General features: G+C 32.0%; 11 protein-coding genes and 1 other annotated feature. Of the genes, 3 read left to right on the forward strand and 8 right to left on the reverse strand.

All coding sequences use genetic code 11. The features are described from left to right. The 4 genes from HMPREF2578_RS01800 to HMPREF2578_RS01815 form a co-directional block, all read right to left on the reverse strand. Positions 1–2,978: SasC/FmtB family protein (locus HMPREF2578_RS01800; RefSeq protein WP_141743915.1), on the reverse strand; the 2,978-nt coding region annotated here is incomplete at its 3' end. A gap of 246 nt (positions 2,979–3,224) precedes the next feature. Continuing rightward, positions 3,225–3,536: a rhodanese-like domain-containing protein gene (locus tag HMPREF2578_RS01805; RefSeq protein ID WP_017176351.1), complete on the reverse strand. Its 312-nt coding sequence runs from the start codon at positions 3,534–3,536 to the stop codon at positions 3,225–3,227. 18 nt (positions 3,537–3,554) lie between these two features. Next, complete coding sequence (gene leuS / locus HMPREF2578_RS01810; RefSeq protein WP_017176352.1) at positions 3,555–5,969, reverse strand: leucine--tRNA ligase; 2,415 nt, start codon at positions 5,967–5,969, stop codon at positions 3,555–3,557. 47 nt (positions 5,970–6,016) lie between these two features. Continuing rightward, positions 6,017–6,207, reverse strand: a binding site (T-box leader). Positions 6,208–6,272: 65 nt separating this feature from the next. Next, a complete protein-coding gene (locus HMPREF2578_RS01815) occupies positions 6,273–7,457 on the reverse strand; it encodes an MDR family MFS transporter (protein WP_025987199.1) in 1,185 nt (394 codons plus the stop codon). A gap of 111 nt (positions 7,458–7,568) precedes the next feature. On the opposite strand from HMPREF2578_RS01815, the gene HMPREF2578_RS01820 reads away from it, so the two are divergent. Together HMPREF2578_RS01820 and HMPREF2578_RS01825 are read left to right on the forward strand one after the other, a co-directional pair. Further along, complete coding sequence (locus tag HMPREF2578_RS01820) at positions 7,569–8,528, forward strand: tRNA modification radical SAM protein MnmL/YtqA (protein ID WP_017176354.1); 960 nt, start codon at positions 7,569–7,571, stop codon at positions 8,526–8,528. Further along, positions 8,525–9,085 (forward strand): tRNA 5-(aminomethyl)-2-thiouridylate-methyltransferase MnmM, encoded by a 561-nt coding sequence (locus HMPREF2578_RS01825; RefSeq protein ID WP_017176355.1) that lies wholly within the window; start codon positions 8,525–8,527, stop codon positions 9,083–9,085. Before HMPREF2578_RS01820 ends, HMPREF2578_RS01825 begins: the two co-directional genes overlap by 4 nt. Positions 9,086–9,145: 60 nt before the next feature. On the opposite strand, the gene HMPREF2578_RS01830 is transcribed toward HMPREF2578_RS01825, so the two are convergent. Next, positions 9,146–9,547 carry a transcriptional regulator, SarA/Rot family gene (locus tag HMPREF2578_RS01830; RefSeq protein ID WP_002449620.1) on the reverse strand — a complete coding sequence of 134 codons (402 nt, stop codon included), beginning with the start codon at positions 9,545–9,547 and terminating at the stop codon, positions 9,146–9,148. A 296-nt stretch (positions 9,548–9,843) separates the two neighbouring features. Further along, positions 9,844–10,671 carry an alpha/beta fold hydrolase gene (locus tag HMPREF2578_RS01835; protein ID WP_017176356.1) on the reverse strand — a complete coding sequence of 276 codons (828 nt, stop codon included), beginning with the start codon at positions 10,669–10,671 and terminating at the stop codon, positions 9,844–9,846. 208 nt (positions 10,672–10,879) lie between these two features. Between HMPREF2578_RS01835 and HMPREF2578_RS01840 the strand changes: the two genes are divergently transcribed. Next, complete coding sequence (locus tag HMPREF2578_RS01840) at positions 10,880–11,881, forward strand: proline dehydrogenase family protein (protein ID WP_017176357.1); 1,002 nt, start codon at positions 10,880–10,882, stop codon at positions 11,879–11,881. A gap of 51 nt (positions 11,882–11,932) precedes the next feature. On the opposite strand, the gene ribE is transcribed toward HMPREF2578_RS01840, so the two are convergent. Both ribE and HMPREF2578_RS01850 read right to left on the reverse strand, forming a co-directional pair. Then, positions 11,933–12,391: a 6,7-dimethyl-8-ribityllumazine synthase gene (gene ribE / locus HMPREF2578_RS01845; protein WP_002455177.1), complete on the reverse strand. Its 459-nt coding sequence runs from the start codon at positions 12,389–12,391 to the stop codon at positions 11,933–11,935. A gap of 12 nt (positions 12,392–12,403) precedes the next feature. Next, positions 12,404–13,588 (reverse strand): bifunctional 3,4-dihydroxy-2-butanone-4-phosphate synthase/GTP cyclohydrolase II, encoded by a 1,185-nt coding sequence (locus HMPREF2578_RS01850; protein WP_017176358.1) that lies wholly within the window; start codon positions 13,586–13,588, stop codon positions 12,404–12,406. Positions 13,589–13,592: the final 4 nt, after the last annotated feature.

Here is a 13,592-nt window from a genome sequence, read left to right on the forward strand (position 1 = left end):
ATTTTTTTCGTAATTTCTGGTTGGATTGCATTAATAAAATTCGTACCATTTATTTTAGCAGTATCTACATTTTCATTTTTTAGTGCTTGATGAATTTGTTCCTTAGCCTTAGTAACCTCTTGATCTATTTTCGCTATTGCTGCCTCTTTTTCTTCTACTGTTGCATCAGGTGTTTGATCAATTGCTGCTTTTTTAATTCGGGCTACCTCATCGATTGTATCTCTTGCATCTGATTTTTTAACCACTTCTGGAATAACTGCATTAATTGCAGTTATTCCTTCATTTTGTGCATCATCTACACTTGAATTAGTAGTTGCTTGATTAATGTTATTTTTAGCTTCGGTTACTATTTTATCTACTTTTGCTTTTGCGACTTCTTTTTCTTCTATAGTCGCATCTTCTATTAAATCAATTTCTTGTTTTTTAGCTATAGCGGCTTGATCAATTGCTTGTGCAGCAGCATTTTTCTTTACTGGATGCGCTACTACTTGTGATATTTCGTTTACTTTGTTTTCTTTTAATATTTCAATTTCATTATTGTGATTTAGACTATTAATATCTGCTTTTGCTCTAGCTACCAAATTATCTATCTCAGTTTTAGCTGCATTTTTTTCTTCTAAAGTTGCATTATTATCCTTATCTATTTCAACTTTTCTTGCAGATGCTATATTATCTATTGCAGTTCTAGCGTTACTTCGAACAATTGGAGTTATAGTAGCAGCATTCACACTATCTATACTACTTGTTTTTTGTTGCGCTACACCATTATTTGTAGTTTCATTCATAATATTTGTTGTAGCCTCTGACACTAAATTATCAATCGTTGCTTTTGCAGCTTCTTTTTCTTCTACTGTTGCATCAGGATTATTATCAAACTCTACTTTTTTAGCATTTGCTCTTTCAGTTAATTCATCAATTGCTGCTTGCTTTACTGTTGGAGTAAGATCAATCATTGTAATTTCATTAATTCCAGTGTCTTTATTTGTTGCTACATCATTTGAAGTCATTGATTGATCAACAGCTGTATAACTAGATTGTAGTGCTTGATTCACTTGCTCAATCACAGCATTTTTTTCTTCAATTGTAGCTGTATCGTTACCCATAAAGAGCGCTCTTTTAGTTCTTGCAACTTTGTCTAATGATAATTTAGCATGTGCTTTATCTAAATTTAAATCGATACTATTAATCGTTGCTTGATCTTTCAATTCACTTATAGGCATCTCATCTGTTTCAGCTAATACTTCTTTAGCTTTTCTAAGTACCACTTGCATTGCTTCCCATACTTCTGGTGAATTATCGTTTTGATCAAGATTGGCTAAATCATCCTCAATTTCTGTTACTTTGTCTCTCAAATGTTGCTTATACATTTTAACTGTAATAGTTTGTTTATCTAATACAATATCTCCTTGTCGCATAGCAGAATCAACACTTACAAATTCATTATGCACACCGTATCTTGTATAATGATCGCCATTATTACGTCCAAAATCTTTAGAATCACTTAACCTATTCATATTTATACCATCTGTAACATAAGTCAAATGTCCTAAGAATTCTTTTTCAATTGGTCGATCAGTTGGTAAGGATAATCCTATAGAAATATTTTTACTTGCTCCTGCTTCAAGTCGATCTATTTTAACTGTTAACTCTTTAGTTGCTGCATTAAATTTTCCAGTAGCATTTTTTGTAGATACATATGTCACATCTTCTGGTAAAACAATCGTATATTCTGTTTTATTTGAACTAGAATGTCCTCTATTTTCAATTCTAAACCCTATTTCTTGATAAACTCGATCAGCATTTATGGATCCAGATTGTGCAAAGTAGTGTGTATTATTTACTGTCGCAGTTAAATATGCGCCACTATTAATGGTAACATCAGCTAACACTCCGCCTCCAAAGTTATTAGGACCAGTAAGGAGTCTATGTCCATTAGTAGAATCAGTACTACGATTTAATGCCGATTCAAATCTTAATCTTAATCGTGAGACTGTTTCTGGCACTTGAAATACACCTACAAAGTTACCAATTGGGTTCTGTAATATATCCGGAGTTCCTTTATATAAAAGTGTAGAAGGATTATTCGCATCGTAAATATACACTCTTGCACCATTAACCCCCCATATATTATTCATACTACTAGAAATATAATGTAATTGGATTTCTGATCCAGGAGTAACATCAACATCTTGGTAAATTGATCCTACTGTAGGATCAGCTATACCTGGAACTTGATTAAAGTTACCATTATATTTTGATAGTACTACACCAATTTTATTATTGGTTTTATCGAATATATAAGGATTGTATGCGGGCAACGATTTAGGACCCCAAATTAATGGAATGATGGTTTGATCATTACTATTTACATGCCAACCCGGTACAGTATTTGCTTCATTCATTGCAGACTCTAAATTCTTAGTCGGTATCGTCGCACCCTGTGAATTATCTGTAAATGTCCCATTAATGATTTGACCAGTATTTTGTTCATTTACAGCCATCGGATCTGTATTTGTAGTACTAGGAGTGTTATCTACTGAACGTTTCCCTCTTCTATGTGGTTGATTAACGTTTGTAGTTTCATGATTATTTTCATTACTAACTACGTCATTAGTTGTTACTTTCTCATTATGATTTGTATTATTTTCAGTGCTATTAATTACATTATTCACTGTACCTTCTTCACGTTCACGGTTAATTGAATAATCACTTGAAGTATTACTTTCATTATTTCGATTATTTTCATTTGAATTAGATGTATTTGCTGACGTTGTTTCATTATGTGGTTGTTCAATATTAGTATTTTGTTTATTAATCGTCGCACTTTCATTCGTTTGTGGCGCACTTGTATTTGTTTCTGCATCATGAGTTGCTGCATGACCAGGATGTGATAAAAACACTAATGTAGCAATTAGCGTTGAAAATGTCCCCACACTAAATTTACGAATACTAAATTTCTGTTTTTTAAAAAGATTCATTATGTTTCCTCCTTGATGTTCTCTCTTGATGTCAATTGTTATAATGAAAATGTTTTATGTATGCTATAGTTGTTACTCTCACTTACATAATATTATATTCACACTTAAATATAATATCATAATAAAATTAAAAGTACTACAACTAAATAATATAAAAATATTAAAAATAAGTTAAATTATAAAAAAACAGCGAAGAATCATAACTTCGCTGTTTTTCTGTATTATTGTTTAAATATCTATAAATCATTATATACTGTCTATTTCAATACCTTCATCACCCCATGCTTGCATGCCCCCTTCAACATTAACTGCATGAATACCTTCATTTTCAAGGTAGTTCGCTACTTTTTCACTACGAACACCTGCAGCACAAACGATGTAGTACGTTTCATTTTTATTAAATTGATTTAAGTTATCAGCAATTTGATCCATTGGAATAGTTTTAGCTCCAGGAATTGTCCCCATTGCAGTTTCTTCATCTGTTCGCACATCGATAATATTTACTGGATTAGATCCTAGTATTTTCTCTTTTAATTGATCTACTGTTATTGTTTCCATTTTAAAACTCCTCTTCCATTATTTTGCAACGATATTCACTAATTTTTGAGGTACAGCGATAACTTTTTTAATCTCTTTACCTTCTATAGATAGTTTAACATTTTCATTTTGTAATGCTAACTCTTGCATATCTTCTTTAGATAAGTCTTTAGGAATATTGATTTTCGCTCTTACTTTACCATTAACTTGCACTACAATTTCAATCTCATCATCTACAAGTAATGATTCATTATACGTAGGCCAAGGTTGATACGTAATAGTTTCTTGATTGCCTAAACGTTGCCATAACTCTTCACTAATGTGAGGGGCAATTGGTGCTAACATTTTAACAAATCCTTCTACATAAGGTTTGTAAATGTGATTCGCTTTATAACAATCATTGATAAATACCATTAATTGACTAATTGCCGTATTAAAGTTAAGAGTATCAAAGTCTTCAGTCACTTTTTTAACCGTTTGATTATAAACTTTATCTAATGAATTATCGTTATTTTCAACAATTTTATTAGATAATGACCCATCTTCATTAATGAATAATCTCCATACACGATCTAAGAAACGTCTAGAGCCATCTAATCCATTTTCACTCCATGCTATAGCTGCATCTAATGGTCCCATAAACATTTCATATAGGCGTAATGTATCTGCGCCATGTGATGCTACGATATCATCAGGATTAACAACGTTACCCTTAGATTTACTCATTTTTTCGTTGCCTTCACCGAGAATCATACCTTGGTTGAATAATTTTTGGAATGGTTCTTTCGTAGGAACTACACCTAAATCATATAATACTTTATGCCAGAATCTTGAATACAGTAAGTGAAGTACCGCATGTTCTACTCCACCAATATATAAGTCTACCGGCAACCAATGTTTTAATTTCTCTGGATCTGCTAACATATTCTCATTATGTGGATCAATATATCGTAAATAATACCAACAACTACCAGCCCATTGTGGCATAGTATTTGTTTCGCGACGACCTTTCATGCCTGTTTTTTCATCAACAACATTTACAAAGTCATCAATATTGGCTAATGGTGATTCACCCGTACCAGATGGTTTGATTTGGTCAGTTTCAGGAAGTAATAATGGAAGTTCTTCTTCAGGCACAGTTGTCATCGTACCATCTTCCCAATGAATCACTGGAATTGGTTCTCCCCAATAACGTTGTCTACTAAATAACCAGTCACGTAATTTGTAATTCACTTTTTTCTCGCCAGCACCTTTGGCTTCGAGTAAAGTAATTGCTTTAGAAATTGCTTCTTTATTATCTAGCCCATCTAGTTCGCCAGAATTGATATGTGCTCCTTCTCCAGTATATGCTTCTTCTTGAACATTTCCGCCCTCGATGACTTCAATGATAGGTAAATCAAATTTCTTAGCAAATTCATGGTCGCGCTCATCATGTCCTGGTACTGCCATCACTGCACCCGTACCATAAGTCGATAATACATAATCAGCAATCCAAATTGGAAGTTTTTTACCTGATAATGGGTTAATAGCATACGCCCCAGTAAACACACCTGATTTATCTTTTGCTAAATCAGTACGCTCTAAGTCTGATTTTTTTGATGCTTCTTCTTGATACTGTTTAACCACTTCTTTTTTGTCATCAGTAGTCATTTCATTCACTAACGCATGTTCAGGACTAAGTACTAAGAATGTTGTACCGTAGATAGTATCTGGACGTGTTGTAAACACATCAATAGTGTCATTAGTATTTTCAACATTAAATGACACACGTGCACCTTCAGAACGACCAATCCAGTTTCTTTGCATATCTTTAATTGATTCAGGCCAATCTAATTCATCTAAATCTTCTAATAAACGATCGGCATATTCTGTAATTTTTAATACCCATTGTTTCATCGGACGTCTATATACAGGATGACCTCCACGTTCTGATACACCATCTACAACCTCTTCATTTGATAACACTGTACCAAGTGCTGGACACCAGTTTACTGCAACCTCATCTACATATGCGAGTCCTTTATTATAAAGCTGAATAAAAATCCATTGCGTCCATTTATAATATTCAGGATCTGTAGTATTAACTTCTCGATCCCAGTCATAACTAAAACCTAGTTCTTGAATTTGACGTTTAAATGTTTGAACATTCTTTTTAGTAAATTCTCTAGGATCATTTCCTGTATCTAACGCGTACTGCTCAGCGGGTAATCCAAAGGCATCCCACCCCATTGGATGTAATACATTATATCCTTGCATACGTTTATAACGAGAAATAATATCCGTTGCAGTATATCCTTCTGGATGTCCTACGTGTAATCCCGCACCAGATGGATATGGAAACATATCTAATGCATAGAATTTTTTTTGGCCTAAATTATCGCTTGCTTTGAATGTTTTATTCTCAGCCCAATAATTTTGCCATTTCTGTTCAATCTCTTTGTGATTATAACCCAAAGTATTTTCCTCCTAATAAAAATAAAACACCTCAAACTATTACTTTTGACAGGGACGACTTTCTTTAGCCGCGGTACCACCCTCATTCACATTTTACATGTGCACTTTATAATAGTAAGAGATGTTTTAAATTCGATTAATTAACGGTAAGTTCACTTAATTCTTAACGCTAGTTTGCACCACCACTAGCTCTCTTTAGAAAAGTATTTAAGTTACTACTCCAATACAGTTTAATATTATGAGATTCGTAACCTAATTGCAAGTGGTTCAGCATATTTTATATGTTTAATTTCAAGTTGTCTTTCAACGATTTTCATGTTGTGAATGTTTTGGTAGACCCTTATCAAAAATAGATAAGAAAAACATTCCAATTAATAAAAGAATGATCATTCCTATGAACATTGCACTCATATTGAATGTATCTACCAATATACCCCCGATTAGAGGACCAAATGCTTTCCCTACAGTTGATGCAGAATTTACTACACCCTGATATTGACCTTGCTTACCTTGCGGTGCTAAATAATTGGCAATCGTTGGTACTGCAGGCCATACAAACATTTCACCAAAAGTAAGAATAATCATTCCTATTAAGAAAACAGTAAATTGTTCTGCAAAACTTGTAACAAAGAATGACAACATAAAAATTAAAATACCAACAAACATTTGATATTTTAAGTTTCCTTTTAACAAACGAATGACTGGTCTAATTAATGGTTGTGCAACTAAAATCATAATTCCATTTACTGTCCATAATACACTATATTGAGACATTGAAATATTAATTTGTTGCGTAAATGAAGCTATTGTTGTTTCCCATTGAATGTATCCAATCCAACAAATACTAAACATGGCACATAATAGTATTAAAGCTATAAAACGTTTTTTATTTTCTTTACTTTGGATATCTAGACTATCTGGTGATTTCACTTTAGCATGGTATTCTAAATTAAATTGCGTAAAGGCTACAATTCCAAATAATACGTACATGATTAAATTAGCTAAGAAGATAAAATTAAAGCTAAATTCAGCAACGAATCCTCCCATTGCAGCTCCGGTAGCAACACCTATGTTTTGAGCTAAGTAAATAGCATTAAAAGTTGTTCTGCCACCATTAGGCCAAACGGCACCAGCCATTGCATAGATTGCTGGAACAATCATTCCCCCACCAAAACCAAGTAGCACTAACCAAACTGCATACCACGGCCATCCATGAAAGAAATTAAGTAATGTTGTACTAAGCAAACAAGTAATAGTACCTATCATGATTGTTCTATAACCACCTAACTTATCGAACAACGTTCCACCTAGTAAGTTACCAACTACCATTCCAAAAGAATTAATCATTAGAACAATCCCAGAAACTGTCAAGCTTTTTCCTAATTCTTCTTTCATATAAATCGTATTTAAAGGCCATAAAAAGCTAGAGCCAGTTATATTTAATGCCATTCCTATAACTAGCCACCATACTGATCTAGGTATATTCATAATTTTTAAGTCCTCTCTTTATATTTTTATCGAACTATAATAAACACTATAACATTAAAATATGTTAAAATCTTTACTTAGAACTAAGTTAGATAGAAAGGATAATGTGTTATGGGTAAGTATTTCCCGTATGCCTTTGAAAATAAACGATATCATACATGGAATTACCATTTAAAAAATAAATTCGGACAGAAAATTTTTAAAGTTGCTCTAGATGGCGGATTTGACTGTCCAAATAGAGATGGTACTGTCGCACATGGCGGTTGTACATTTTGTTCAGCAGCTGGTAGTGGTGACTTTGCAGGAAATAGAGCCGATCCAATTGAAGTACAATTCCAACAAATTAAAGAACGAATGCATGAAAAATGGAGTGAAGGTAAATATATTGCTTACTTCCAAGCATTTACTAATACCCATGCACCTGTAGAAGTTTTAAAAGAAAAATATGAACCTGTGTTAAAAGAAGAAGGAGTTATTGGTTTATCTATCGCTACACGTCCAGATTGTCTGCCAGATGATGTGGTTGAATACTTAGCTGAACTAAATCAACGTACTTATTTATGGGTGGAACTTGGTCTTCAAACAGTTCATCAAAAGACCTCTGATTTAATTAATCGTGCTCACGATATGCAAACGTATTACGAAGGTGTAGCTAAATTGCGTAAACATAATATTAACGTATGTACACACATCATTAATGGCTTACCAGGTGAAGATTATCATATGATGATGGAAACAGCACGAGAAGTGGCACAAATGGATGTTCAAGGTATTAAAATCCATTTATTACATTTACTTAAAGGTACACCAATGGTTAAACAATACGAAAAAGGTATGCTTGAATTTATGACGCAAGAAGATTATACAAACTTAGTGTGTGATCAACTTGAAATCCTTCCGCCAGACATGATTATTCATCGTATTACTGGAGATGGACCGATTGATTTAATGGTAGGACCAATGTGGAGTGTTAACAAGTGGGAAGTTCTCAATGAAATAGATGATGAATTAGCACGTCGTGAATCTTATCAAGGTAAGTTTTACACATCTAATACTAAGGTGAATTCATGAAATTAGAACGCATTCTTCCTTTTGCTAAAACACTTATTAAGCAACATATTCAAGAAGATAGTATTGTTATTGATGCTACCTGTGGTAACGGCCATGATACCCTATTTTTAGCTAAACAGGTTCCAAATGGCAAAGTGTTTGGTTTCGATATACAAAAAGAAGCTATTGAACATACAAAAGAAAAAATAGCACCTTTTAAACATGTTACATTGATACATGATGGACATGAAAATATCTTAAATGATATACCAAGTGATATCATCGGAAACGTGGATGCAGCTATTTTCAATTTGGGATATCTGCCTAAAGGTGATAAATCCATTGTTACTAAACCTGAAACCACTATTCAAGCTATTGAAAGTATTTTTAAACTATTAAGTACAGAAGGTATTATTGTACTAGTGATTTATCATGGACATGAGGAAGGACAAATCGAAAGAGATGAATTATTAAAATATCTCGAAAACTTTGATCAAAGTAAAGCACACATATTAAAATATCAATTTATCAATCAAGTTAATCATGCACCTTTTATATGTGCGATTGAAAAACGTTAAATTTTAAAACCCATAAATTAAAACATCAAATCGTAGTTTTAATTTATGGGTTTTTTTATATTAAACGCTCATCAATGAATTCAAACTATTTTCTAAAGATTCATATTTTCTTTTAATAATAGTAGTAATAAAATCTAATAATTCATTTCTATATTTATTTTTTTCTTCATTAAAATGGATAATAACCGTACGTTCGTCGTCAATTGGACGCTCTTTGTAAACCCAATCAGATTGAACTAAATTATTATACGTTCTTGTTCGTTTATATGACTTGATATTAACGTATTGATCCATCTCTTTTAATGTCATAGGCCCCTTTTCCCATAACGTTAATAAAATAAGTACTTCTTCTTTATTTAAATGATACTTCTCATAAATAATTCTAAATATAGAATCTATATCCTTCAATAATTTCTCTAATTTCAATACCATAGATACCGTTTCTTTTTTTTGTAATTTCATCATTCATTCCCCTTGATCTCTCATATTATGTATAATAACTATAATTCAATTTATTATTAAGTTTATACGATTTGGTATTTTTTAATAATATATCAACTATATTTTTTAAATCAATATTTATATTATAATTCTAATACTAAATTCATACAATTTATAAAAAGTAATTGATAGTTATAATTCTACTTATATTGTAATTTTAGCTCATTTATAATATTATAACCATAATTTTGATATAGAATAGGCTCGTAGATATCTGTCTTCTACGAGCTATTCTTTATAGATTTTTAAAGATTATCTTATACTTCCTCAATATCTTCTTCTTGTACAATAAATCCCATTGTATTTACGCTATTATTCAAGAAAGTTAATATATATCTCATGACTTGATCTCGTTCAGGTTCATTGTGAATCTCATGATAAAACCCTTTCCACGCTTTAAAATAAAATTCATCTGCAAGAAATTGTTGTTTTAAAATATCTATTGAAGATGTTTCTAAAATTTTATCTTCGGTACCATACATTAATAAAGTGGGTAACGGTTTGATATCTTTAATATGTTGTGATGTGTCTTTCATCGTTTCATTAATAATGTTAAACCATTTGTAAGATACTTTCTTTAACATCAATCCGTCATGATTTGTCTCATTAATCACTTCTGAATTACGAGTTAAATCTTCATAATCTATTCCTAATTTAAATTGTGTACCTTTTGAGCTCTTTCCAATATTAGATATAAACATATTTTTTCGTGTTTTATAATTTTTCTTAAATTCAAGCATTGGAGAGAGTAGTAATATGCCCTCAATAGGTAGTTCAGTCTTTTCAAGTAAATTGAGAATAATTAAACCACCTAATCCAACACCCATAACAAATGTTGGTAATTTATATTCGTTTGCAATTTTTATCCATTCAACTAACTGTTCATGGTAAATTTCAAAACGTTGTAGTTGACCTCTGTTAGCTCGTGAAGTTTGACCTTGTCCAGGTAAATCACCCATAATTACGTGATAACCATTACGTCTCAACATCGTAATCACATACGCATATCTACCAGTATGTTCTAACATATTATGTACTATGATGATTACGCCTTTAGCGTCATGTTCTGTTTCCCACTTCCACATATTTTTGAATCCTCTCTAATTGAATGTTTATCAAATGTATTATATCAAATTATACCTTTAATTGTTGTTAAACAGTATATAGATTCTCTTAATTTATGACTAATGAATTTAAACGTATTTTACCTCCTAAATGTAAACGCTTTCTTAAACGATGTATTCATGCTAAACTTGTTATAGAGATAGATACGAGTGGGATGGAGGAATAGATATGTCTTTATTCAGAGATTTTTTCATAACATTATCAAATATTACATATTTAAATGAAATGGCTAAAAAAATCGGACCTACCATGGGGGCTAATAGAGTTGTTGCGGGTAATACTATAGAACAACTCATTGATACAATTGAACGTTTAAACGCTAAACATATTGATGTTACTGTAGATAATCTTGGAGAATTTGTTAATACTAAAGCAGCAGCGACTCAAGCTAAAAATGAAATTCTTGAGATAATGGAAGCTATTAATAAATATCAAGTGAGTGCACATATGTCGGTGAAAGTGAGTTCATTAGGCGGTGAATTTGATACTGAGTTAGCCTATCAAAATTTAAGAGACATTTTATTAAAGGCTAATACCTATGATAATATGCATATTAATATTGATATGGAAAAATATAATAGCTTATCACAAACATTACAGATTTTAGACAGGTTAAAAGGAGAATTTAGAAATGTCGGTACAGTTATTCAAGGATACCTTTATGATGCAGAGAAATTAATTGATAAGTACCCAGAATTACGATTAAGACTGGTCAAAGGCGCTTATAAAGAAAATGATACGATTGCTTATCAAAGTAAAAAAGATATAGATAAAAATTATATAAATATTATTGAAAAACGTTTACTTAATGCCAAAAACTTTACGTCAATTGCAACACATGATGATAAAATCATTAACCATGTTAAACAATTTGTCAAAGATCATCATATTGAAAAAAGCACTTTTGAATTTCAAATGTTGTATGGTTTTCGTAATGAATTAGCAGAAGAGATTGCTAGACAAGGATATCACTTTACCGTTTATGTTCCATATGGCAATGACTGGTTTGCTTATTTCATGCGTCGCCTGGCTGAGAGACCTCAAAATCTTTCCCTTGCCTATCAAGAATTTATTTCAACAGAAGCACTAAAAAAAATTGGCTTAGTTAGTGGACTAGCTTTAGGAACACTTACATTAGTATCTAGTATTGTGAAATTACTAAAACGTTGAAATACAGAGCGTCTCGATAATCCTTAAAATTATCGAGACGCTCTACATTAATTAAAACTGTTTAAGTAAGTTTGCCATTTCAATTGCACTTACTGCCGCTTCTGCACCTTTATTACCTGCTTTCGTACCCGCTCTTTCAACTGCTTGTTCAATACTTTCAGTTGTTAAAACACCGAAAATAACTGGTGTATTCGTAACATCATTTGCTTTTGATACGCCTTTAGCAACTTCATTACAAACATAGTCATAATGAGATGTTGCACCTCTAATGACACAGCCTAAAGTAATCACTGCATCATAATCATTTTTTTGCGCTAATTTTTTAGCAACAAGTGGAATTTCAAATGCACCTGGTACATACGCAACATCAATGTTATCTTCATCTACACCATGTCTTACTAATGTATCTTTCGCTCCATCTAATAAACGATTGGTAATAAAATCATTAAATCTACTCACTACTATTGCAACTTTTAAATTTGTACCGACTAATTTACCTTCAAAATTCATTCTAAATTCCTCCTAAATAAGATGTCCCATTTTCAATTTTTTTGTTTCCATATAATGATGATTATGTTCCGTTTCTGGCACAATAATTTCTGTACGATCTGCAACTTTTATACCATAATCTTCCAAGCCTTCAAATTTCTTAGGATTATTACTTAATAAATTAACTTGTTGAACATTAAAATATTTAAGAATTTGAGCAGCTATATGATAATCTCTTAAGTCTTCATCAAAACCTAATGCTAAGTTTGCAGTAACCGTATCATGTCCTTGCTCAATTAATTCATAAGCTTTTAGTTTATTCATTAAACCAATGCCTCTACCCTCTTGTGGTAAATAAATAATTAATCCACCATGATCATTTATATATTTCATTGATGCTTCTAATTGAGCGCCACAATCACATCGTTGACTGTGGAAAATATCACCTGTTAAACAAGCAGAATGTAGTCTTACATTTTCAGTTGTACGTGGTTCTCCTTTGCCAAGTACAACAATATCTTCATGTGTATATTGAGATTGAAAACCATACATTTTAAAATCACCAATATCCGTTGGCATTTTTACAGTTGCTTTAAGTTCAATACCTTCGCTTTCTTGTTTGCGACGATAATTAATTAAACTTTCAATTGTAATCATTTTTAATTGATGACGCTCTTTAAATTGTTGTAATTCATTACCTTTTGCCATCGTACCATCGTCATTCATTATCTCACATATAACTCCAGCAGGTGCAGCACCAGTTAATTTAGCTAAATCTACAGCAGCCTCCGTATGTCCTGGTCTAACTAATACACCTTTTTCTTTAGACACTAAAGGAAATAAATGTCCTGGTTTATGGAAACTTTCTGGTTTAGAATCAGGATTAATTAACGCTTTCGCTGTTGCTGTACGATCAAATGCACTAATTCCTGTAGTAGTAGAGATATGATCGATACTTACAGTGAAATTTGTACCGTATTCATCTGTATTACCATCAACCATAGTTTTAAGATTTAGACGTTCAGCAATCTGTGAACTTATAGGAGCACAAATTAATCCACGCGCTTCTTTGGCCATATAATTAATGGTATCATCTTTCATCCATTGAGTGACTGCAATTAAGTCACCTTCATTTTCACGATCTTCATCATCTACTACAATAATACTATCGCCATTTCTTAATGCTTCTAACGCTTCTTCAATGCTATCGAATTTCATTTAA

It is taken from the genome of Staphylococcus sp. HMSC072H03 (assembly GCF_001809305.1).
In the GTDB taxonomy this organism is placed as follows: Bacteria; Bacillota; Bacilli; order Staphylococcales; family Staphylococcaceae; genus Staphylococcus; species Staphylococcus hominis.